Here is a 21,075-nt window from a genome sequence, read left to right as displayed (position 1 = left end):
GTCAGCCGCCCGTCATCGGCGGAAAGAAGGCGACCTCGCGCGCCCCGGCCAGCCTGGCGTCGAAATCCGCCAGTTCCTGGTCGATGGCCACGCGCAATGCGCCAAGATCGGCGAAAGCGGCGGCGTATCGTTCTTCCCGCGCCCGCAGTTCGTCCACCAGGTCATTGACCGTCACGGCCGAGGTTTCGACCGTCTCGCGCGGCAGGCCGATCCTTTCGCGGACCCATGCGAAATACAGGACATCCATCAGTGCACCTCCTTCAGAAACGGCAGCGCCTTTCGGAAATAGTCCCAGCCGGTGACAAGCGTCAACGCCGCCGCCAGCCACAGGAGCCACAGGCCGATGCGCCCGGTCCAGTCCATTCCGGCCATTTTCCAGCGCAGGCCGTGAGGGTCCGGACCTGCGCCCGACAGGACCGAGTTGATCAGCTGCGGGTCCATCCCCCAAGCCGACATGCCGAGATAATGTTCGAAAATCCCTTGCGCGAAAAGCACCGCGATTGCGACCATCTGCAAGGTGGTCTTCCACTTGGCCAATTGCGTCACCTTCAGCGTGCCCGCGGTGTCGCCGAGATATTCCCGCAGTCCCGACACGAAGACTTCGCGGAACAGGATCATGGTCGCCGGCAGAACCAGCCAGGGCGACATCGAGGAATAGCCGACGATGACCATGAGGGCGATGATGACCATCGCCTTGTCGGCAATCGGATCGAGCATGGCACCGAGCTTGGTTTCCTGCTTCAGTGTCCGCGCCAGATAGCCGTCTATCCAGTCCGTCACGGAGGCGGTGACAAAGAGAAGAAGCGCGAACCAGTCCGCATAGGGACGGTGGAAATAGAGAAACATAACCGCAAGCCCCGGCGCTGCGAGCAGGCGCAGAATGGTCAGGATATTGGGCAGGGTCCATTTCATGCGTGGACCCTACATCGCGGGTTTGAAACATAAAAGCGGATGTTGCAGGGGGACGGCCCGTGGACGGAAGTTTCGCTTGTGGGAAACGCCTCCGGCAGGAGTATTATCGCCGGGATGAAGCGCGCGGCACCTCAGCCCTTGTCATGGAAGAAATCGTAAATCGTTTCCGCCAGGCTGCCGGAAATCCCGTCGACCGCCTTCAGATCGGCCAGGTTCGCCCGGCTGACCGCCTTGGCGCTGCCGAAATGCGCCAGAAGCGCGCGCTTGCGGGTCGCGCCGACACCCGGCACATCGTCCAGCGGCGTCGCCCCGATCGCCTTGGCGCGTTTGGCGCGATGCGTTCCGATCGCGAAGCGGTGCGCCTCGTCGCGCAGCCGCTGCACGAAGTAAAGCACCGGATCGTTGTGCCGCAAGGCGAATGGACGGGCGCCGGGGCGGTAAAACTCCTCCTTGCCGGCATCTCGGTCGACGCCCTTGGCGACGCCGACCATCGGAATATCCTGCACTCCGTGGCGCTGCATGATTTCCGCCACCGCGCTGACCTGCCCGGCGCCGCCATCGATGAGCAGCAGATCCGGCCACTGACCCTTGTTGCGGTCTGGATCGTCCTTGATCAGGCGGGAAAACCGGCGGTTCAGAACCTCCTTCATCATGCCGAAGTCGTCGCCGGGCGTCAGGTCGTCGCCGCGGATGTTGAACTTGCGGTAGCTATTTTTCATCAGGCCGTCCGGACCCGATACGATCATCGCGCCAACCGCATTGCTGCCCTGGATGTGGCTGTTGTCATAGACCTCGATCCGGCGCGGCGGCGCGTCCAGATCCAGGGCCTCCGCCAATCCGCGCAGCAGCTTGGCCTGGGTGGCGGTTTCCGACATCTTGCGGGCCAGGGATTCGCGGGCATTGCGCAGCGCCCCGGAAACCAGTTCGGCCTTCTCGCCCCGCTGCGGCACGAGAATGTCGACCTTGCGGCCCGCCTTGCCCGACAGCGCCTCCGCCATCAGGTCTTCGTTCTCGATGGCATCGGACAGGATCAGCTGCCGTGGCGGTTCCTTGTTGTCATAGAATTGGCCGAGGAATGCCTCCATCACCTCGGCGGCCGAGACATCGGCCCCGACACGCGGATAGAAATCGCGGTTGCCCCAGTTCTGGTTGGCGCGGATGAAGAACACCTGCACACAGGCCTGGCCATTTTCCAGATGCAGGGCGATCACGTCCGCCTCGGTCACGCCACGGGGATTTATGCCCTGGGTCGCCTGCACCTGGGTCAGCGCCCGGATTCGGTCGCGCAAGCCGGCGGCCCGTTCGAATTCCATCGCTTCGGAGGCCTCGGCCATCTGCGCGGCGAGATCCTCCTGAACCCGCGTCGACCGCCCGGACAGGAACCGTTCGGCATCGCGCACGCTTTCCGCATAGTCCGCTGCGCCGATCAAACCCGTGCAGGGGGCCGAACACCGTTTGATCTGGTAAAGCAGGCAGGGCCGGGTGCGGCTTTCGAACATCGCATCCGAACAATTGCGCAGCAGGAACGCCTTCTGCAACTGGTTCAACGTCCGGTTGACCGCGCCGGCGCTGGCGAAGGGACCGAAATATGCCCCTTTTTCCTTTTTCGCACCCCGGTGTTTCTTGATCCGGGCAAAGGCATGATCCTTGGCCACGAGTATGTTGGGAAAACTTTTGTCGTCGCGCAGCAGAACGTTGTATTTCGGCTTCAACTGCTTGATCAGGTTCTGTTCGAGCAGGAGCGCCTCGGTTTCGGTCCGCGTCGTCAGGAACATCATCGACGCGGTTTCCCGGATCATCCGGTCGATGCGCCCGCTGTGCCCGCCCGGCCGGGTGTAATTCGACACCCGCGCCCTCAGGTTTCGCGCCTTGCCGACGTAGAGAACACGGCTTTCGGCGTCGAGCATGCGATAGACGCCCGGCGAGCTGTCGAGCGTCTTCAGATAACCCTGAATGCGGGCATATCCGTCTCCCCCGATCTCGTGAGTTGTATTAACCTTTTCAGTCATTTCACACAGATATGATTCTCTGGCGCTGGCTGCAATCTTGCAGGGGCGGGATCAACCCCAAACAAATCCACGGATTGTGTGGATAAGTCTGCAGATATCTTTCGGCTATCCGGAATTTTCTCTTAGATTCGGCTGATTTCCCTCGAATGCACAATAAATGAGCACAAAGCCAAGTCACTGATAAGCAAAGAAAGATTCTTCGAGGTGACGCAAGTTTATGAAAAATAAGACATTTTCGTAACGCTTTGGTAACGGGCCCGCGACCGGTGCAAAACTTGACGCGGCGTCCTGTTTCATTCGACTCCGAGGATATCCGGCGTTTGCCATCCGAGGTGCTGGCCCCCGTCGATGCAGATCAATTGGCCGGTCACAGCGGTGGCGTCCAGGAAGTATCCCAGAGCCGCGGTGATGTCGCCAAGGTTGGCCCCCCGGCCGAGCACGGTACCCGCTCTCTGCGCCGCGAAATGCCCTTCGGATTGGCGCGCGCCCCGCATCGTCGGACCTGGACCGATGGCGTTCACGCGAATGGCGGGAGCCAGTGCCCGCGCCGAGGTCTGGGTCAGGGTCCAGAGTCCCATCTTGGCCAGGGTGTAGGTCATGAATTCCGGCGTCAGCTTGCGCACCCTCTGATCCACCATGTTGACGATCAGACCGGTCGAGACGGGTTCTCCGGCCTCATCCCGCGCCGCCGCCAGCCCCTGGGCCGCCATGGCCTGCGTCAGAATGAAGGGCGCGCGCAGATTGCTGTCCATGTGCCGGTCCCAACTGGCGCGGGTCGCTGTAAGGATCGTGTCGTGTTCAAAGATCGAGGCATTGTTGACGAGGCAGGTGATCGGACCCTGCAACGCATCGACGGCGGCGCCGAACAACGCCTGCGTCTCGGTCTCGTCGAGCAGGTCGGCCTTCAGGGCCACGGCGCGACGCCCCATGGCCCGGATTTCGGCCACGACCCGTTCCGCGTCCTCTTGCGAACTCGCGTAATGCACGGCGACATCCTGCCCGCGCGAAGCGAGATAGAGCGCCATCGCGCGCCCCAGCCGTTTCCCGGCTCCGGTGACAAGACTGCGTGCCATTTCGGTTTCTCCCTGCGGATTGCGATTACATCAACAGCGCGGCGACATAGACCCCGTACAAGGCGGTCAAGGTCAGGCCCCAGCCCCGCGTGATATCGACCCTGAAAAACACGAACGGGATCAGCAGCAGCGACGACGCCAGCATGACCCAAAGGTCGAACTCCAGAAACGCCGGATCGACCGGAATCTTCCCGAAGAATGTGGCGATCCCGACAATCGCCAGCAGATTGAACATGTTGGACCCGATGACGTTCCCAAGGGCGACGTCGGCCTGTCGCCGCAAAGCCGCCATGACGGTCGTGGCGAGTTCCGGCAGGGAGGTGCCGACCGCCACCAGCGTCAGTCCGATCACCGTATCGCTGACTCCGTAGGCCTGTGCGATGAGGGAAGCGTTTTCCACCAGCAGATGTGCCCCCATGGGCAGCCCCACGAGACCCAGCACCAGATAGAGAGCGACCCGCCAATAGGGCATGTCGGGATCGGCTTCCTCGATCGATTCCAGATCGTCGGGTTCGCCGGCTTTCTGGTGCGCCCGCGCCTCGCGGAACGCGTCCGCCAGCACGATGCCGAGCATCGCCAGAAGGATCAGACCGGTGGCCACCATGAACTCGCCCCGGAACGCCAGCGCGATGAAGGCGACCGAAGCGGCGATCATGAACAGGAAGGTCTTGCGACTGTTGCATTCGCTGGTGTGCAGGGTCGCCAGCAGTGCCGGAATGCCGAGGACCAAGAGAATGTTGGCCGTATTCGACCCGACGACGTTGCCCAGGGCGATGCCCGGCGCATTGTCCTGAACCGCGCTTATGGCGATCAGCAGTTCCGGGGCCGACGTGCCGAACGCAACGATGGTCAGGCTGACGATGAGCGCCGGAACCCCCAGCCGCAGGCTGAGATTGACCGCCCCCCGCACAAGCGCATCGCCGGCAAGCAAAAGGATCATCAGGCCGAGCCCGGACAGCAGCCATTCGATCATGAACGCCCTCCGTGGCCGCAGCTGCACGGCCCCTTGCCGATCCGGTAGCGACCGCAGGCCGGACATTTCGCCGAGGCCAGCCTTTTCGCACCCGGAAACCGCAGCTTGCCGAACATGGCCAGCACGGCCATCGCCACGAGAAACAGAGAGACGATCTTGATGATCACGTTACAGCCCGAACCGCGCAAAAGCCGCGCGCTCTTCGATGCCCGCCACCGCATCGTCGATTACCCGCGCGCCGAAACGGGACAGGAACGGGCGTTTCAGACCGTAGCGGCGGAACTGAACCTTGTCGCCGAACCGGGCCTGCATCTTGGGTTTCAAATGCCCCACCCCGTCGATCAGCCCCAGTTCAGCGGCCCGCCGCGCCAGCCAGATTTCGCCGGTGAACAGGTTCTTGGTGGTGTCCAGCTTGTCGCCGCGCCGTTCCCTGACGTGGGCGATGAAATTGTCGTGGATATCGCCGAGAATGACCTTGAGACGGGCAACGTCCTCTTCGTTCTCGGGGCGGAACGGATCGAGCAGGGATTTGGATTTTCCCGCCGTATAGACCCGCCTTTCGATCCCCTGCCGGGCCAGGAAGACATGCGCGCCGAACCCGGCGGATATGACGCCGATCGACCCCAGCACCGAACTTTCGTCGGCCCAGATTTCATCCGCCGCCGCCGCCAGCCAGTATCCGCCGGACGCCGCGACATCCTCGACGAAGGCGACGACCGGGACCTTGGTTTCCTCCGACAGCCGGCGGATGCGCCCGCCGATCAGGGAGGATTGCACCGGCGACCCGCCGGGCGAATTGATCTCCAGCGCCACCAGATCCGGTTTGCCGCGTTTGAACGCCTTTTCCAGGATCGGAGCGATTGCATGGTCGTTCAGCGATCCGCGCCCCGCCATGCCGATGGCCCCGGCCAGACGCACGACCGATACCAGTGGCGGGTTCTTGATGAAGGGGATGCGCAATTTCATGAAAGCCGATGTAGAACGCCGCCCGGCGACAAACAAGGCGTCGCACCCAACAGAACTGCGGGGCATCCGCATTTGACCCGACGTCCGGGCAAAATTGCCACGGCGGGTTTCAGGACCGGATGCGCCAGCCGGTCTTGAAAATCCACCAGATGACCGCGATGCAAAGCGCGGTGAAACCGGCGATCGCCAGCAGGCTCCAGCCGATCGGAACGTCGGCCAGGCCGAAGAAGGACCAGCGGAAACCCGAGATCAGGTAGACCACCGGATTGAACAGGGTGACGGTCTGCCAGACCGGGGGCAGCATCGAGATCGAATAGAACGAACCGCCCAGGAAAATCAGCGGTGTGACGATCAACAGAGGCACCAGTTGCAACTGTTCGAAATTGCCCGCCCAGATGCCGATAATGAACCCCAAGAGCGCGAAACTGAGACAGGTCAGCAGAAGGAACACGACCATCGCGACCGGATGCGCGACCTGAAGATCGATGAAAAACGTCGCCGTCAGCAGGATCACGATGCCGATGAACAGCGCCTTGGTCGCCGCCGCGCCGACATAGCCCATGACGATTTCCAGAAAGTTCACGGGGGCGGACAGCAATTCGTAGATCGTGCCGGTGAACTTCGGGAAGTAGATGCCGAAGGACGCGTTGGAAATGGCTTGCGTGATCACCGACAGCATGACCAGTCCGGGCACGATGAAGGCGCCGTAGCTCACGCCCTCGACCTCCTGGATGCGGCTGCCGATGGCGGCGCCGAAGACCACGAAATAGAGCGACGTGGACAGCACCGGCGACAGGAAACTCTGCAACAGAGTTCTGAAGAACCGTTGCATTTCAAATTTGTAGATGGCCCAAACGGCGGTCAGGTTCATGCGGTGCCTCCTGCGACCAGATCGACGAAGATGTCTTCGAGACTGCTTTGGCGGGTCTGCACGTCGCGCAGGGTCAGACCGGCATTGGAAACCGCGTTCAGCAACCCGGTGATGCCGGTGCGTTCGCCCTTGGTGTCGTAGGTGTAGATCAGGCTGTTGCCCCCCGCCCCGAGCCTGAGCCCGAAGTCCGACAGGACCGGCGGGATCGCGTTCAGGGTCTCGGCCAGCTGCACCTCGATCTGCTTCTTGCCCATCTGTGCCATCAGCGTGTCCTTGTCCTGCACCAGCAGCAATTCCCCCTTGTTGATCACGCCGACCCGGTCGGCGATGGCCTCGGCTTCCTCGATGTAGTGGGTGGTCAGGATGATCGTGACGCCATCCGCCTTCAGATCCGCGACCATCCCCCACATGTCACGGCGCAGTTCCACGTCCACGCCCGCGGTCGGTTCGTCAAGGAACAGGACCCGCGGCTCGTGGCTGAGCGCCTTGGCGATCAGCACGCGACGTTTCATGCCACCCGAGAGCGCCGTGATCTGCGTGTCCTTCTTGTCCCACAGCGACAGTTTGCGCAGCACCCGTTCGATATGCGCGTCGTCGCGCGACTTGCCGAACAGGCCGCGCGAGAACCGCACGGTGTTGAGCACGGTCTCGAAGGGTTGCAGCGCGATTTCCTGCGGCACCAGCCCGATCAGGGACCGCGCCGCGCGGAATTCGGCCTGGATGTCGTGCCCGTCCACCGTGACCTGTCCATCGCTGATCGTTGTGATGCCGCAAACCATTGATATCAGGGTCGTCTTGCCAGCCCCATTCGGCCCGAGCAGGGCCAGGATCTCGCCCTTTTCAATGTCCAGCGTCACGCCCTTGAGCGCCTCGAACCCTCCGTCATAGGTCTTGCGCAGATCCCTGATCGACAAAATTGCGGACATGGCGGCCTCCCGTTTCGGGCGACCCTAGACCGCCCTGCGCCGGCTCGCCAGAGCCGCGATGCACAAACCGGCCTGCGCAAACGCAGGAACCGGCGGGTCATTGCAAGCTGGACATGCCGCCGGTCTGTGGTAGCGGTCGATACCGAAAGCGGCCGTCCCAGCCGCGCACAGGAGCCACCCGATGTCTGAAACGACCCACAACCGGCCAAGCGCCGGCATCGCCTTCGTTCTCGCGGGCATGGCCGCGATCTCGATCAACGACATGCTGATCAAGCAACTGTCGGAGGGCTATCCGCTGCACCAGATCATCTTCACGCGGTCCGCGATCGGGCTGATCTTCACCCTCGTTCTCGTCCAGTTGGAAGGCGGATGGGCGATCCTTCGCACCGCCCATCCGGGTTTGCACCTTTTGCGCGGCGCACTGATCGTCGTTTCCAACATGTGCTTTTTCGTCGCCCTCGCCGTGATCCCGCTGGCGGACGCCACGGCGCTGTTCTTCGCGGCACCGCTGTTCATCACCGTCCTGTCGATCCCGATCCTCGGGGAAAAGGTGGGTCCCCTGCGGATCGGGGCCGTTCTGGTCGGATTCGCCGGCGTCCTGATCATGCAACGTCCCTGGGCGAATGGCGAGATGCTGGATGCCAGCCGCACCGTGCTGCTGATGCCGGTCCTCGGGGCGCTGACCTATGCGATCATGCAGCTGATGACGCGCAAGCTTGGTGCGACGAGCAAGGCGTCCGCGATGACGGTATATATCCAGATGGTTTTCATCCTCGTGTCACTGGGATTCTGGCTGGTCGCCGGGGACGGCCGCTTTGCCCAGGACACCGGGTCGCCCAGTCTCCGGTTCCTGTTTCGGGCCTGGGTCTGGCCATCCTCCGGCGACTGGCCGACCCTCGTCGGCCTGGGACTGAATTCGGCGGTGATCGGCTATTGCCTGGCGCAGGCCTACCGCCTCGCGGATGCCGCGACGGTCGCTCCTTTCGAATACGCGCTGCTGCCGATGGCGGTTTTCTGGGGATGGCTCTTGTGGGCGGAACTGCCGGATGCGGCCATCTGGATCGGCATGGCCCTGATCGTGGCGTCCGGTCTGTTCGTATTTCTTCGGGAAAAGCAGAACAAACGCCGGATCGCACGGGCGGCGATCAAACGGCGATGAACGGCCCCGCGCGGTTACATCGATCCCGCACTGATTTAATTTGAATATTGACTTTCTACCATAGAGAGAATTGCCGCACTGAAATCAGAACCGAATCACTTAATATTGCAGATGACCGACCTCGAATGCGAAGCGCTGTTAACGCTAAAACCGGCCCCGCCAGAAACAAGCCCGATTGGAAATTAACCGTTGCATGTGGGAAAGGGCAGACATCCGCATCGCGCCACTGCCCGCAAGATATTGATAAAACTTGTGTTTTAAAGTTGTCGGCGAATTTCCGCAGGTATGGGCAGATCACAAAAAATCAATGCAATCGTCAGAAACAAGGCGAATCCGTGGCGAAGCTATGTTAACGTTCGGCAGCGCGGCTAAGCCGCGTTTCCACAGGGTACGAAAACATACGAGGTGAAAATATGATTAAACGTACACTTTTAGCGGGCAGCGTCGCCGTGATGGCCTTGTCGACATCGGCGGCATTCGCTGCGGAAGTCGATCTCGGGTTCATTGTTGACTCGTCCGGCAGTGTCGGCAACTCCGAGTTCAGCAACACGATGAACGCCTTGAAGGCTGCATTGAACACGATTAACATCAGCGATCCGAATGTCACATACACGGTGTCCATCGTGTCGTTTTCAGACACCGCGACCAAAGTGACCGCGACACCGATCCGGCTGGATTCGGCAGCAAACCTCGCGGCGCTCAACACGGCGATCGACAACGCGGCTTACATTGGTAGCACAACCAATTATGTCGCGGCGATGCAGGCCATGAAAGAACTGAGCGGCAACCTGGGCGATGTGTCGATCCTGAACTTTGCGACAGACGGCGACCCGGTTCCCACAACGGGCCAAGATCAAGTCACGCTTGTTGCCAAGGCAGGCGAGTTGATTGGCGAAGGCTGGGATTCGATGAGCTTCGAAGCAATCGGCACCGCCCTCGACGCCGGAGACCGGGCTCTTCTGGGAGCAATGGGTTTTGACACTGCGCTGAACCCGACGCCGACGGGTCCGGCCGATTTCCTGAACGGTCCGGCCGTACAGGGGGGATGTAGCCAGATTGGCAGTTCCGCCCAAATCGTGAACACGATTTCCGAATGCTTTGTCATTGAGACGACCTTTGCAGACATGACCGCAGTCTACAACAAGAAGATCGTCAACTCCGTGATCACCACGGGCGGCACGATCGACCCGATTCCGGTTCCGGCCGCTCTGCCGCTGCTGGCGGGTGGCCTGGGCATTTTCGGCCTGATGGGCTGGCGTCGTCGCAAGGCCGCATAAGGCCACGCGTTCTTTGACGCTTGAAGATCCGGGCCCGCAGCATCCATCGCTGCGGGTCCTTTTTTATTGTTTTTCGGCGTCGATTTCGAAGAACTGATTGGCTTCGTTCATCCAGACACCATGACTGCCGGCGATCGAGGCCGGCTCCAGCTTGTCATGGCTGTCCGGGGCCTCTGCGGGCACAAGGTCGGGATCGGTCCAGAACCAGGCACCGCAGGGCAACCGGCCGTCACACGCGATGATCCCTTCCTGCCGAAACGACTCGGCACTCAGTTCTTCGGGACAATAGACAAGCGTGACCATGCCGTTGACCCCCCTCACCTCGCAGGTCGCCTGGTAATCCGGATCCGCCTCCGGAGCCGTCTGCGCCACCACGCCAGCCCCCAGAACCAGCGCGAGTCCGGCCACGAAACATCTTGAAATCATACGAAATACTCCCAAACACGGATGGTTTCGCCCAAGTCTATCAGCGACCATCCGACACTTCCATCAAAACAATGGATCGGCATCCGGTGAGCCTGAAAAATGCCAGTAGAGTTACGAAATTTGGAAAAATAGTTATTTTCGTAACTTTTTCTTGCATGGAATCGGCATCCTCAGATATACCGACCGTGCGGTCAAAAGTGTTTTGATCCGTACGGCGGATTTTCCGGGACTACCCCGCGGCAAGGGGGATATGATACCATGGCACCGGGCATCGCCCCGATCGCGCAACGGGTCTGACGAAAGGAACGACAGATGTATGCACAGATGGTGAAATCCACCGGCGAGGGCGTGAAGTCGCCCGAAGACATGACCGCCGAGGAACGCGCCTTTCAGGAACGGATCGACGCGGGGGAAAAGATCGAACCCAAGGACTGGATGCCGGCGGGCTATCGCAAGACGCTGATCCGCCAGATCGGCCAGCATGCGCATTCCGAAATCGTCGGCCAGCTTCCCGAGGGCAACTGGATCACCCGCGCGCCGACGCTGGAACGCAAGGCGATCCTGCTGGCCAAGGTGCAGGACGAGGCCGGGCATGGGCTCTACCTTTATTGCGCGGCCGAAACGCTGGGCGTGTCCCGCGACGAACTGACCGAGGATCTGCTGTCGGGCAAGATGAAATACAGTTCCATCTTCAACTACCCGACGCTGACCTGGGCCGATATGGGCGCGGTCGGCTGGCTGGTCGACGGCGCGGCGATCATGAACCAGGTGCCGTTGCAGCGCACCTCCTTTGGCCCCTACGCCCGCGCCATGGTGCGGATCTGCAAGGAAGAGTCGTTTCACCAGCGGCAGGGCTATGACATCATGATGAAGATGGCCAACGGAACACCGGCGCAGAAACGCATGGCGCAGGATGCCTTGAACCGGTTCTGGTATCCGTCGCTGATGATGTTCGGCCCCTCGGACCAGGACAGCGTTCATTCCGCGCAGTCGATGGCCTGGAAGATCAAGATGAACACCAATGACGAGCTGCGCCAGAAATTCGTCGACCAGACCGTGCCGCAGGCGGAATACCTTGGTCTGACCGTCCCGGACGAAACGCTGGCATGGAACGACGACAAGGGCGGCTATGATTTCGCCGAACCCGACTGGTCCGAATTCTTCGACGTGATCAAGGGCAACGGCCCCTGCAACGTGGAACGTCTCGCCGCCCGGAACAAGGCGTGGGACGATGGCAAATGGGTGCGCGACGGGCTTCTTGCCCATGCCGAGAAACGCGCCGCAGCAAAGGTCGCAGCAGAATGAGCTCTCCAAACTCCGCCTATCCCGACATCCCGGAAACCCCGCCGACAAAGCCCAGACGGCACGAATGGCCGCTTTGGGAAATCTTCATCCGCGGCCAGCACGGAATGAGCCACCGCCATGTCGGCAGCCTGCATGCGCCGGACGCGGACATGGCGATCAAGAACGCCCGCGATGTCTATACCCGCCGCAATGAAGGGGTCAGCATCTGGGCCGTCGAGGCGCGGCACATCGCGGCCACGTCCCCCGGCGATAAGGGTCCGTTCTATGAACCGTCGGAATCCAAGGTCTACCGGCATCCGACCTTCTTTGACATTCCTGACGATGTAGGGGCGATGTGATGGCCGCGGATCCGTTTTTCGAGTTCCTCTGCCGGATGGGGGACAATACGCTGGTGCTTGGCCACCGGGTCAGCGAATGGTGCGGCACGGCCCCCGTCCTGGAAGAGGACATCGCGCTGGCCAACACGGCGCTCGACCTGATCGGCCAGACCCAGATGTGGCTGGGACTGGCCGGCGAAGTCGAAGGCAAGGGGCGCAGCGCGGACGATCTGGCAATGCTGCGCGACGCCTGGGATTTCCGCAACGTGCTTCTCACCGAACAGCCCAACGGGGATTTCGGCCAGACCATGATGCGCCAGTTCCTGTTCGATGCCTGGCACGTGGCGATGCTGGACGCGCTGACGCGGTCGACCGACCCACGTGTCGCCGAAATCGCCGCCAAGGCGGTGAAGGAAGCGTCCTATCACGTGGAACGGTCCGGCGACACCGTGATCGGACTGGGCGACGGCACAGATGAAAGCCATCGCCGGATGCAGGCCGCGCTCGACCTGCTCTGGCCCTATGTGGGCGAATTGTTCGTCCCCGACAGCGTCGATGACGCCATGGCAGAGGCCGGGATCGCACCGGACCTTACGGACCTGCGCGCAGCCTATGACGACCACCTGGCAAAGGTGATGGCGACGGCGACCCTGACGATCCCGGACAGCGCATTCGCGCACAAGGGCGGCAAGAGCGGATTTCGCCATTCCGAACATCTCGGGCACATGCTGACGGAAATGCAGTGGCTGCAACGGGCCTACCCTGGCGCGACCTGGTGACATGAAACCCGCCATTGACGAGATCTGGGGCTGGCTCGACCAGGTGCCCGACCCGGAAATCCCGGTGATTTCTGTCGTCGATCTTGGCATCGTGCGCGACGTGCAATGGGTCGGCGACCAGCTCGACGTCGCCGTGACCCCGACCTATTCCGGCTGTCCCGCGACACGCGTGATCGCGATGGACATCGAAACGGCGCTGCGCGATCACGGGATTGCAAACCCGCGGATCAGGACAAGGATCTCGCCGCCCTGGACCACCGACTGGCTGTCCGAAAAGGGGCGCGACAGGCTTCGGGAATTCGGCATCTCCCCGCCCCGCGCCGCCGGCGGCCCGGACGCCTGCCCCCGTTGCGGCAGCACCGATGTCGAAAAGATCAGCCAGTTCGGATCAACCCCCTGCAAGGCCCATTGGCGTTGCAGGAGCTGTCTGGAACCCTTCGACTATTTCAAGTGTATCTGAGGAGACACCCCATGGCGCGCTTTCACGATCTTGCCGTGACCGATGTCCGAAAGACGATCAAGGACGCCGTCGTCGTGTCCCTGAAGCCCGTCGAGGGCGGGGATTTCGTCTTTACGCAAGGTCAGTATCTGACCTTCCGCCGCGATTTCGACGGGACCGAGGTGCGCAGGTCCTATTCGATCTGCGCCGGCAAGGACGACGGTATCTTGCAGGTCGGCATCAAGAAAGTGGAGGGCGGTGCGTTTTCCACCTGGGCCAATGAAGACCTGAAGCCCGGCGACACGTTGCAGGCGATGGAGCCGATGGGAAGCTTCTTCACCCCGCTGGATGCGACGCAGAAACGCAATTACCTCGGGTTTGCCGGCGGGTCCGGCATCACCCCGGTGCTGTCGATCCTGAAAACCGCGCTGAAGGCGGAACCCCGCAGCACTTTCACACTGGTCTATGCCAACCGCGGCGTGAGCACGATCATGTTCCGCGAGGAACTGGAGGATCTGAAAAACCTCTACATGGGCCGGCTCACGATTATCCACATCCTGGAATCCGACGCGCAGGATATCGATCTGTTCACCGGACGGGTGGATGTCGGAAAATGCGAGGCTTTGTTCGCGCATTGGGTCGACATCGACAGCATCGACATCGCCTATATCTGCGGCCCCGAACCCATGATGCTGGGCATCGCCTCCAGCCTGCGGGCACACGGCCTGAGCGATGCCCAGATCAAGTTCGAACTCTTCGCCAGCGCCCAGCCTGGCCGGCTGGCGCGCAAGGCCGCGACCCAGGACGGAACGGCAACGGCGAAAACGACGCAGGCCAGTGTCACGTTGGACGGCACCGCCCGCAGCTTTACCATGGAAAAGGATCAGACCGTGCTGGAAGCGGCCCTGGAAAACGCCATCGACGCGCCTTATGCCTGCAAGGCCGGGGTCTGTTCCACCTGCCGCTGCAAGGTCATCGAAGGCGAAGTCGAAATGGTCGCCAACCACGCGCTCGAAGACTACGAGGTTCAGCAGGGCTATGTGCTGTCCTGCCAGTCGTTTCCGGTCTCGGATCGCGTTGTCGTGGATTACGATCAGTAACAGGGGGCCGACATGGCGCAGGACATGAGCATCGAACGCTATCTCGAACAAGGTGGCAAGCTGACCAACCCGACGAATGTGCCGCCCCGCTATCGGGCCGAACTTCTGAAGATGATGGCGACGTTCGTCGACAGCGAACTGGCCGGGGCGGCCGGGTTCGCCGATGTCATCAACGAGGGTCCCGGCATCAAGGAACGCATCGCCGCCGCCAAGATCGTTCTGGAAAAGACCGACAATGCCGACAAGGTGCTGCGGTTGATGGGCGAATTCGGCGCGAACACGGATCGCTACGCCAATCACCATCCCTGGACCGCCCGCCTGCCCCGCAACGCGGAGCCCGGCACCCGGCGCAGCGATCATGACATGCGCCTGTCGGTCCTGAACTACCCGTTGGAGGGTTGGGCGGATGCGGTCGCGATGAACCTCTGCATGGGGCTGGCGGTGGTGGCGCAACTGTCGGACATGCAGCAGGTTTCCTACCAGCCGCTGGCAGATGTTCTGCGCGAAGTCACGCCTGTCGAAACGCGCCATGTGGAACTGGCCGAAGAAGGGCTGGCAAGGCTGACGGAGCAAGGCCAGCGCAACGCGATTCTGGATGCCCTGGCCTATTGGCGACCTCGGGTCGCCGCGATCTTCGGCGACGTGTCTCAGGACCGGTTCGACCAGCTCAGGGCATGGGGCCTGCGCCATCGGCCGAACGTGGTGCTGCACGACGCCTGGGCGGAAAGCCTCGACGCCAGCCTGAACCGCCTGTCCCTGACGGCCTGACGCCCGGTAGCGACCGGCGCATCGCCCCGGCTTGCCGGCGCGGCCAAGGAATCCGCACGCTCAACGCATTGCCCTGCGCGGCAGCATTTCAATCGCCGGACCCCTGGCTCGGAACTTGCCGGAAAGCCGGTTTCCGGGCTAGTATTCCCCAAGGCCGCACCGCCTTGGGTTGTATTTTCCCGGCGTTCCTGACCTTTTGATCGAGGACCATTCACCGCCGACTTTCGATTTCCGATCCAAGAGGACCCGCCGCAATGCCGATCGACGACATCCAGAGGAACTTTCTCAAGACCTTCATCACCGATCGAGAATTCATTCAGGCGCGCATCGACGAACGGAAAACCGAACGCAAGGATGTCGCGGCGCGCAAGGGCGACGACTCGGGGCAGGCGCATCTGAAAAAGGCGTCAGACGATCACAGCGGCCTCGAAGCCATGCTGAAACGGACCGGACGGGCCGACGATCCGACAAGCGCCAAGTCCACGGCCCAGCGCAAGACCGAACACCTGACCGACATCTTCCTGCGTGACGAAGACGGATTGAACGGAAAGAAGATCCTGAACACAATCGCGCCGGTGACCCGCGAACAGATCGCACTGGCCAAGCTGGACATCGAGGCCGCGATGCCGGATCCGCGCAAGGCCGAAATCCGGGCGGCAAAGGATGCGGTCGCGCGTGCGAAATTCGCGGCGGGCTATGTCCAGGAAAGGCTGATGTCGTTTCGCGGCTCCAACCAGGCCGGCGGACAGGATTACCGGAGCGCCAAGAATGCCGCGCTGGAACGCCTGAGCGCCGAAGCCGGGGAACAGCACCTGTCGCATTACGCCTCGCGCCACGGTCCCCAGACGGCGCTGGACGAACATGCCGCCCGCATCGCCACCGGTTTTGCCCCCGACGATCCGCGCCCCGCCGGGGTCGGCCAGCAGACTGTGCAGACCCGAAACTGGGTCGGCGACGACGGCACCGTCCATGGCCCGGAAACCGTGACCGTTCCGGATGTGCGCGAACTCGGCCCGCACGCTGTCGGCAACGCCAGCCGGACCGGCACCCCGGAAGCCGGACTCTACATGGTCGAAGACGCCCTGTCGGATGCCCATGCGGCACGCTCGGACGGCTCCGCACGGGATGGCGACAAGTTCGTGAAGACGACAAAGAACGCGCCGGACGGTGCCATCGTCGGGGATGCCGTAGCCCTGAAGAAGGTCGGGGACGAGTATCAGGATGAGCACGGGGTTCGACTTCCCGGCGCCAAGGGTCTGCAAACCGCAGAGCAACTGACGCCCGAAAAGATCGCAAGCGCCGAAAAGAGAAAACGAAATGCGGCGAAACAGGCCATGGGAAATGCGGCCTGGAACGCCCTGAACCCGGCGCAACAGCTGGCGACCGGAACGCTGGATGCCACCGAACTGGCCGCGGCGGTTCTTGCTGCGCAGAACGCAGAGAAAAGCGATGCCGACAAGGCGGAGATCATCGAAAAGCGCGCGAAAGCTGTGATGATCGACCGCGAAGTCCGGTCATCCAAGGTCATTCTCGTGGCCGAGCCTGACGGCGGTTTTCGCACCATCACCGCCTTTCCGGACGCCAGCGTCGAGGTTTCCAAGTTCGAGAACGAAACCGGCGCACAGCGCCATGCCGCGCCCTCGAACGAGGTTCAGGCCATCCGGCAGGCCGCGAGAGAGGCGGCAACCACGGCCGAACGGGCAACAAAGGCCCGCGACGACAAGGCGGCCGAAGTGCAGGACAGCCTTGCGGACTCCTTTGACGCGATCACCGCCCGGCCGGCGCTGCAAACGGAATACAAAAGCTTTTTCCACGGTGCCGAAAGCCATGCCCAGGCAGTGGCGGACAAGGCGAAATCCGCCGATGTCCTGGCCAAGGCCACGCAGCTCGAAACCAAGCTGGCAGCCGACCTTGCGTCGATGCAGGCAGATCTGGCGACCGCCCGGACCGCAGCCACGCAGGCCACGGCGGCGCGTGGACCAAAAACCGGGGCGAACTGGAAGAACCAGGATCTCCGCATCGCGGAAGGTCAGGCCAAACAGCGGGTCGCGGACGCCGAAACGGCCGTGACGGCGCTTCAGGCAAGGCTGGACGCCGCGACACAACGCAAGGCGGATGTGAAAAAGATCGACGACGAGAACGTCACCGCTCTGGCCGGAGCCGTTGCCGACCGCGACAAGCGCCGGCAGGCGGCAATCGCCAATGGCGGCGATGACGGAGAACTGGACCGGATCGCGGCGGCGGCGGCGGCGCTGACGACCCGGCAGGCAGACCTGGAAAAGCTCAACACCGAACAGGCCGCCGCGACCGCGGCTTCGAAGCTCGCGACCGATCTCAGCATTCAGAAGAACGATGAGATGCACGCCGGCGCTTCCGCGCCCACGGATGCGAATGTCGCTTCGGAACGGGCCGAACGGGCCGACAGCCTGCGCGCGGCGCTGGCGCAGGGCCCGGCGGAACTCGAGAAGGTCAAAAAGGCCTGGATCGCGGAAATCGAAACAGTGGCCCTGATGTTCGCGGACGACGCCGACCGGCGGAAGGCCAATCTCGACGAACTGAAAGACGATATAGACACCGCATCCGAACAGCTCGACCTTCGGAAGGCCGCCCTTGAGGATGCCGAGCGCAGGCGCGATGCCGAGGAGCCGGGCACGCCCGAACGGGTGAAGGCCGAAGAAGACGTCGCCGCGGCCGAGGCAGCGGCCCGGCAGGCGGAAACCAGGCACAAGCTCCTGCGTGGTCGTGAACGCGATGCACAAAGCCGCGATGCCTGGCAGGAACGGCAGGACGGACAATCCATCGCCCTGGCAAAGGCGCGCGTGGAAACGACCGCCGCCGAAACGCTCGCGGAAGATGCGGAAGCCAGTGGAGCGGCCCCGGAAGCGGTCGCAGCGGCAAAGGCGCTGGCGGCCCGCCGCAGAGCCGAAGAGGCGGTTGCCGAGAAACGGCAGGCCATGACCGTCGCCATCGGCGAGCACCGCGACCTGAGGAAATCGCGCCGCATGATGGAACTGGAAAAGGCGCGGCTGGATCAGCGTGTTCAGGACGCCAAAGACCGGATCGCGGGCGCGGCCCCGCCGCTTTCTCCGGAAATCGAAAAACTGAGAGACGAAACCCTGCCACAGCTAGAGGCCCGCTGCACCCGTGTGGCCAACATGGCCTCCGGTGCCATTCGCGCGGAAAGAGAGGCCAAGACCATCGAACGCAAGGCCGTCGAAGCGCTGATGGGGGCCAAGGCGGCGCTGGCGGAACTGGACGACCCTGGTCACTGACCCGTGACCCGCAGACTTTGACGCACCGCCCCTTGCCGCTGGGCGGTCCCGGCAGTCGGGGTTTCAGAATCTCCGTCAGGCTGGTGTCGTTTTGCGAGACCTCCCGAAGGTCCAGTGCCGTGAGCATATCCAGCAGGTGGGTTTTCATCAGCGCTTCGGCGTCGTCTCCGCCGCGGCGCCGAACAAGCCGTGCGTGGTTCAAGCAAGGCGCGGGCTTCAAAGACTTCGCGGGCTTCCCGGATCGTGGGTTGCACGACGGTGCGCGACACGCTGTAGATTTCGCTCAACTCGTCTTCACCGAGCTTGGTTCCCGGCGACAGGCGGTGTTCCTGCATCGCGTCGCTCAGCGACGCCACAAAACCGGCGGTGAGCCCGGACAAGGCAGGCTGGATGAAGTCACGCGTTTCGGCGGGGCGTTTCATCGGTTGCTCCTGCCCCAAAGATGCGATCAGAACGACTCCGCCACAAGAACAGGAGGTATCGAATGCTTTCCAGAATGGATTTTGCATACAGCAAGCCGCTCGAAATTTGTCTGATCGCAGGCATGCGACGCAAACTTTTCCTGAATGTCATCGACGGGCCAAGGGCTGCCGCGCGGCTCGGCAGAGCCTTCATGGCGTGATGGGGCAATCCGCGGGACATCCAGAACAGGGTTCAGGGCGCGCCACCTGCACGTCGGGCGGCCAGAAGAGACCAACCATATCACCACTGGCTTTCCGAACGCCGAATTACGGCCACAGGCCAAGATACATGGGGCTTGAGCCAAGAGACCCCGAGGCGAGGCAATCGCGAGTGTCATCCGATTCGAACTGAGCCATGCCCGCGATCAATTTGGGGTCGGCATCTCGCGCATCGCTCTGTCAGGCTGTGGACTCCGGCTCAGACCGCCGCGACGACCAGGCCTTTCATCTCCCCGGTCATCCGCGAAAAATCTTCGCTGTGGAGTTTCCGGCGCACTGCCTCGATGGCGCTCTCCGCGGCGTCGCGCGTGGCCAGGTCGGGCCATTCCGAAATCGCGGCACTCGTGCGTTCGCTGGTGCGCACCACCGTGACGCGGGTCGCGCCCAGTTCTTTCAGCGCCGGCAATCGCTTTTCGCGGATGCCCCGGAGGACCACATCGTAGTCGGTTCCGTCGGCGATCTCCCAAGTGGTAATTGTCACATAAGACATCGTCCCCTCCTCTTCATGCATTGGGTGTAAGTCTACACAATTTCAACGCAAAATGACAGCGGACAACGCATGCGGAAATCCGGGATCCGCCCGTTTCACGCGCTCCGGGAAACGTCTTGGAACGGTCGGGGGCACCCTGTCCCGGCAGGTGTGCCGACCAGTACCGGTGGGGTGCGGCATCACCATCGTTCGAGAACCGAGATCGCCCCCACACCCGCACCTTGTGCGGCGGTTTCCCGGCCCGTATGGCCCCCGCGCCGCTCGGTGACAAACCGCGCCAGGGACCATCTCCACATGCGACCGGACGACCGTTCCACCCGAGAAACAGCCTCAGAACGCCTTGCCGTCCTTCACGCCCAGCTTGCGGAAAATCTTCGCCGCCGGGCAAAAGCCGGTGATCGAGGACTGGATCAGGTTGACCGCGATGAACACGGTGAACCACATCCAGAGGGGCGAAACGAAGGTGGTCAGGACCACGCTGAGCAGTATCATGAAACCGGCGAACATCATCACGGTGCGATCAAGGGTCATGTCGATTATCCTCTTCTGATCCCGCGGAACTCTCCGCGTTGATTCGAGTATAGGTGTTCACCAAAAATATTCAAGTATTGGAATATTTGTGCAGGCGCGACACTTTCACCCTGCGCCCGTCACCCGGCCCTGACCCATCCGACGATCTGCGGTTCGCGCATCGCGCCGGATTGCCGCCTCGATTCCCGGCCGCCCGAAAAGGCGATCATCGTCGGAATGCCGCGGATATTGTATTTCGATCCGGCCTCCGGATGATTTTCCGTGTTCAGCTTCACCAGCCGGACCTGGCCCGCAAGTGCCTGCGCTGCCTTGGAAAACTCAGGCGCCATCATCTTGCAAGGCCCGCACCACGGTGCCCAGAAATCAGCGACCAACGGCAGATCGTCGTTCCGGGCCGCCTTGGCGAGAATGGCCGGATCGACCTCGACAGCCTTTCCCGTGACCAGCGGTTCCCCGCAGGTGCCACATTTCGCTCCTGCCCCAAGCCGATCCTCGGGAACGCGATTGACCTGTCCGCAGGTCAGACAGGTCAGTTTCTTTCCAGCCATGTCAGGTCTCCTATCCGGCCGTTCATATTCGGGATTCGATATAGAACCCGAACCCTGCGCCACAAGGCTTGTCGCTTCGCCACACCGCTCGGCACATGTGATTTTTCTTGCCAGACGCCCGACAACCTGCCATACGCGGCACCGCTAACGTTATCTTTTTCGACCCACTGTCTCCTCCCTCACACGGCGGTCAGTCTTCGATCCAGACCAACCACGCCGGGCTGCCGCACTTCCGCGGGCAGCGACCTCAAAAG

At 62.3% G+C, this 21,075-nt stretch carries 22 protein-coding genes and 1 pseudogene; 9 read left to right on the top strand and 14 right to left on the bottom strand.

Annotated elements, in window-relative coordinates; translation table 11 throughout:
- Nucleotide 1 precedes the first annotated feature (1 nt).
- From moaD to QO034_RS03775, 9 genes are all read right to left on the bottom strand, one after another.
- Nucleotides 2-247: a molybdopterin converting factor subunit 1 gene (moaD, locus tag QO034_RS03815; RefSeq protein ID WP_284484171.1), complete on the bottom strand. Its 246-nt coding sequence runs from the start codon at nucleotides 245-247 to the stop codon at nucleotides 2-4.
- On the bottom strand, nucleotides 247-912 hold the full coding sequence (pgsA, locus tag QO034_RS03810; protein ID WP_284484170.1) for a CDP-diacylglycerol--glycerol-3-phosphate 3-phosphatidyltransferase: 666 nt from the start codon (nucleotides 910-912) through the stop codon (nucleotides 247-249). The genes moaD and pgsA overlap by 1 nt, the downstream gene beginning before the upstream one ends.
- 131 nt (nucleotides 913-1,043) lie before the next feature.
- A complete protein-coding gene (gene uvrC / locus QO034_RS03805) occupies nucleotides 1,044-2,921 on the bottom strand; it encodes an excinuclease ABC subunit UvrC (protein ID WP_284484169.1) in 1,878 nt (625 codons plus the stop codon).
- 293 nt (nucleotides 2,922-3,214) lie between these two features.
- Nucleotides 3,215-3,994 carry an SDR family oxidoreductase gene (locus QO034_RS03800; protein WP_284484168.1) on the bottom strand — a complete coding sequence of 260 codons (780 nt, stop codon included), beginning with the start codon at nucleotides 3,992-3,994 and terminating at the stop codon, nucleotides 3,215-3,217.
- A gap of 25 nt (nucleotides 3,995-4,019) precedes the next feature.
- Nucleotides 4,020-4,967 (bottom strand): calcium/sodium antiporter, encoded by a 948-nt coding sequence (locus tag QO034_RS03795; RefSeq protein WP_284484167.1) that lies wholly within the window; start codon nucleotides 4,965-4,967, stop codon nucleotides 4,020-4,022.
- Complete coding sequence (locus QO034_RS03790; RefSeq protein WP_284484166.1) at nucleotides 4,964-5,134, bottom strand: hypothetical protein; 171 nt, start codon at nucleotides 5,132-5,134, stop codon at nucleotides 4,964-4,966. The genes QO034_RS03795 and QO034_RS03790 overlap by 4 nt, the downstream gene beginning before the upstream one ends.
- Before the next feature lies 1 nt (nucleotide 5,135).
- Nucleotides 5,136-5,933 (bottom strand): S49 family peptidase, encoded by a 798-nt coding sequence (locus QO034_RS03785; RefSeq protein WP_284484165.1) that lies wholly within the window; start codon nucleotides 5,931-5,933, stop codon nucleotides 5,136-5,138.
- Nucleotides 5,934-6,042: 109 nt separating this feature from the next.
- Entirely contained in the window at nucleotides 6,043-6,804 is a 762-nt protein-coding gene (locus QO034_RS03780) for an ABC transporter permease (protein WP_284484164.1), read from the bottom strand.
- Nucleotides 6,801-7,730 (bottom strand): ABC transporter ATP-binding protein, encoded by a 930-nt coding sequence (locus tag QO034_RS03775; protein ID WP_284484163.1) that lies wholly within the window; start codon nucleotides 7,728-7,730, stop codon nucleotides 6,801-6,803. Before QO034_RS03775 ends, QO034_RS03780 begins: the two co-directional genes overlap by 4 nt.
- A 181-nt stretch (nucleotides 7,731-7,911) precedes the next feature.
- Here QO034_RS03775 and QO034_RS03770 point away from each other — a divergent pair, with 181 nt between their 5' ends.
- On the top strand, nucleotides 7,912-8,889 hold the full coding sequence (locus QO034_RS03770) for a DMT family transporter (protein ID WP_284484162.1): 978 nt from the start codon (nucleotides 7,912-7,914) through the stop codon (nucleotides 8,887-8,889).
- A gap of 413 nt (nucleotides 8,890-9,302) precedes the next feature.
- The gene (locus QO034_RS03765; protein WP_284484161.1) at nucleotides 9,303-10,166 is read left to right on the top strand and encodes a VWA domain-containing protein; all 864 of its coding nucleotides are present in this window, start codon (nucleotides 9,303-9,305) and stop codon (nucleotides 10,164-10,166) included.
- Between the two features lie 63 nt (nucleotides 10,167-10,229).
- On the opposite strand, the gene QO034_RS03760 is transcribed toward QO034_RS03765, so the two are convergent.
- The gene (locus QO034_RS03760) at nucleotides 10,230-10,574 is read right to left on the bottom strand and encodes a hypothetical protein (protein ID WP_284484160.1); all 345 of its coding nucleotides are present in this window, start codon (nucleotides 10,572-10,574) and stop codon (nucleotides 10,230-10,232) included.
- 330 nt (nucleotides 10,575-10,904) lie between these two features.
- Between QO034_RS03760 and paaA the strand changes: the two genes are divergently transcribed.
- From paaA to QO034_RS03725, 7 genes are all read left to right on the top strand, one after another.
- Nucleotides 10,905-11,897 (top strand): 1,2-phenylacetyl-CoA epoxidase subunit PaaA, encoded by a 993-nt coding sequence (gene paaA, locus QO034_RS03755; RefSeq protein ID WP_284484159.1) that lies wholly within the window; start codon nucleotides 10,905-10,907, stop codon nucleotides 11,895-11,897.
- Nucleotides 11,894-12,235, top strand: a complete 342-nt coding sequence (paaB, locus tag QO034_RS03750) for a 1,2-phenylacetyl-CoA epoxidase subunit PaaB (RefSeq protein WP_284484158.1) — start codon at nucleotides 11,894-11,896, stop codon at nucleotides 12,233-12,235. The genes paaA and paaB overlap by 4 nt, the downstream gene beginning before the upstream one ends.
- On the top strand, nucleotides 12,235-12,993 hold the full coding sequence (gene paaC / locus QO034_RS03745; RefSeq protein WP_284484157.1) for a 1,2-phenylacetyl-CoA epoxidase subunit PaaC: 759 nt from the start codon (nucleotides 12,235-12,237) through the stop codon (nucleotides 12,991-12,993). The genes paaB and paaC overlap by 1 nt, the downstream gene beginning before the upstream one ends.
- A 1-nt stretch (nucleotide 12,994) precedes the next feature.
- Nucleotides 12,995-13,453 (top strand): 1,2-phenylacetyl-CoA epoxidase subunit PaaD, encoded by a 459-nt coding sequence (gene paaD / locus QO034_RS03740; RefSeq protein WP_284484156.1) that lies wholly within the window; start codon nucleotides 12,995-12,997, stop codon nucleotides 13,451-13,453.
- Between the two features lie 11 nt (nucleotides 13,454-13,464).
- Nucleotides 13,465-14,532 carry a 2Fe-2S iron-sulfur cluster-binding protein gene (locus QO034_RS03735; protein WP_284484155.1) on the top strand — a complete coding sequence of 356 codons (1,068 nt, stop codon included), beginning with the start codon at nucleotides 13,465-13,467 and terminating at the stop codon, nucleotides 14,530-14,532.
- Between the two features lie 12 nt (nucleotides 14,533-14,544).
- A complete protein-coding gene (locus tag QO034_RS03730) occupies nucleotides 14,545-15,300 on the top strand; it encodes a Phenylacetic acid catabolic protein (protein ID WP_284484154.1) in 756 nt (251 codons plus the stop codon).
- A gap of 254 nt (nucleotides 15,301-15,554) precedes the next feature.
- On the top strand, nucleotides 15,555-18,572 hold the full coding sequence (locus QO034_RS03725) for a hypothetical protein (RefSeq protein ID WP_284484153.1): 3,018 nt from the start codon (nucleotides 15,555-15,557) through the stop codon (nucleotides 18,570-18,572).
- Between the two features lie 155 nt (nucleotides 18,573-18,727).
- On the opposite strand, the pseudogene QO034_RS23325 reads toward QO034_RS03725, so the two are convergent.
- From QO034_RS23325 to trxC, 4 genes and pseudogenes are all read right to left on the bottom strand, one after another.
- A pseudogene (locus QO034_RS23325) lies at nucleotides 18,728-18,994 on the bottom strand (hypothetical protein); the annotation flags it as partial.
- A gap of 457 nt (nucleotides 18,995-19,451) precedes the next feature.
- The gene (locus QO034_RS03715; RefSeq protein WP_284484152.1) at nucleotides 19,452-19,742 is read right to left on the bottom strand and encodes a hypothetical protein; all 291 of its coding nucleotides are present in this window, start codon (nucleotides 19,740-19,742) and stop codon (nucleotides 19,452-19,454) included.
- A gap of 330 nt (nucleotides 19,743-20,072) precedes the next feature.
- A complete protein-coding gene (locus QO034_RS03710; protein WP_284484151.1) occupies nucleotides 20,073-20,273 on the bottom strand; it encodes a YgaP family membrane protein in 201 nt (66 codons plus the stop codon).
- A gap of 119 nt (nucleotides 20,274-20,392) precedes the next feature.
- Complete coding sequence (gene trxC, locus QO034_RS03705) at nucleotides 20,393-20,821, bottom strand: thioredoxin TrxC (RefSeq protein WP_284484150.1); 429 nt, start codon at nucleotides 20,819-20,821, stop codon at nucleotides 20,393-20,395.
- Nucleotides 20,822-21,075: the final 254 nt, after the last annotated feature.

Source organism: Sedimentitalea xiamensis, from assembly GCF_030164465.1.
Taxonomy (GTDB): Bacteria; Pseudomonadota; Alphaproteobacteria; order Rhodobacterales; family Rhodobacteraceae; genus Sedimentitalea; species Sedimentitalea xiamensis.
This window is presented reverse-complemented; position numbering and strand designations above follow the sequence as displayed.

Excerpts from the sequence above, each read along its gene's own strand:
- moaD (WP_284484171.1), bottom strand. The coding sequence starts at position 247 with ATGGATGTCCTGTATTTCGCATGGGTCCGCGAAAGGATCGGCCTGCCG.
- pgsA (WP_284484170.1), bottom strand. The coding sequence starts at position 912 with ATGAAATGGACCCTGCCCAATATCCTGACCATTCTGCGCCTGCTCGCA.
- uvrC (WP_284484169.1), bottom strand. The coding sequence starts at position 2,921 with ATGACTGAAAAGGTTAATACAACTCACGAGATCGGGGGAGACGGATAT.
- QO034_RS03800 (WP_284484168.1), bottom strand. The coding sequence starts at position 3,994 with ATGGCACGCAGTCTTGTCACCGGAGCCGGGAAACGGCTGGGGCGCGCG.
- QO034_RS03795 (WP_284484167.1), bottom strand. The coding sequence starts at position 4,967 with ATGATCGAATGGCTGCTGTCCGGGCTCGGCCTGATGATCCTTTTGCTT.
- QO034_RS03785 (WP_284484165.1), bottom strand. The coding sequence starts at position 5,933 with ATGAAATTGCGCATCCCCTTCATCAAGAACCCGCCACTGGTATCGGTC.
- QO034_RS03780 (WP_284484164.1), bottom strand. The coding sequence starts at position 6,804 with ATGAACCTGACCGCCGTTTGGGCCATCTACAAATTTGAAATGCAACGG.
- QO034_RS03775 (WP_284484163.1), bottom strand. The coding sequence starts at position 7,730 with ATGTCCGCAATTTTGTCGATCAGGGATCTGCGCAAGACCTATGACGGA.
- QO034_RS03770 (WP_284484162.1), top strand. The coding sequence starts at position 7,912 with ATGTCTGAAACGACCCACAACCGGCCAAGCGCCGGCATCGCCTTCGTT.
- QO034_RS03765 (WP_284484161.1), top strand. The coding sequence starts at position 9,303 with ATGATTAAACGTACACTTTTAGCGGGCAGCGTCGCCGTGATGGCCTTG.
- paaA (WP_284484159.1), top strand. The coding sequence starts at position 10,905 with ATGTATGCACAGATGGTGAAATCCACCGGCGAGGGCGTGAAGTCGCCC.
- paaB (WP_284484158.1), top strand. The coding sequence starts at position 11,894 with ATGAGCTCTCCAAACTCCGCCTATCCCGACATCCCGGAAACCCCGCCG.
- paaC (WP_284484157.1), top strand. The coding sequence starts at position 12,235 with ATGGCCGCGGATCCGTTTTTCGAGTTCCTCTGCCGGATGGGGGACAAT.
- paaD (WP_284484156.1), top strand. The coding sequence starts at position 12,995 with ATGAAACCCGCCATTGACGAGATCTGGGGCTGGCTCGACCAGGTGCCC.
- QO034_RS03735 (WP_284484155.1), top strand. The coding sequence starts at position 13,465 with ATGGCGCGCTTTCACGATCTTGCCGTGACCGATGTCCGAAAGACGATC.
- QO034_RS03730 (WP_284484154.1), top strand. The coding sequence starts at position 14,545 with ATGGCGCAGGACATGAGCATCGAACGCTATCTCGAACAAGGTGGCAAG.
- QO034_RS03725 (WP_284484153.1), top strand. The coding sequence starts at position 15,555 with ATGCCGATCGACGACATCCAGAGGAACTTTCTCAAGACCTTCATCACC.
- QO034_RS03715 (WP_284484152.1), bottom strand. The coding sequence starts at position 19,742 with ATGTCTTATGTGACAATTACCACTTGGGAGATCGCCGACGGAACCGAC.
- QO034_RS03710 (WP_284484151.1), bottom strand. The coding sequence starts at position 20,273 with ATGACCCTTGATCGCACCGTGATGATGTTCGCCGGTTTCATGATACTG.
- trxC (WP_284484150.1), bottom strand. The coding sequence starts at position 20,821 with ATGGCTGGAAAGAAACTGACCTGTCTGACCTGCGGACAGGTCAATCGC.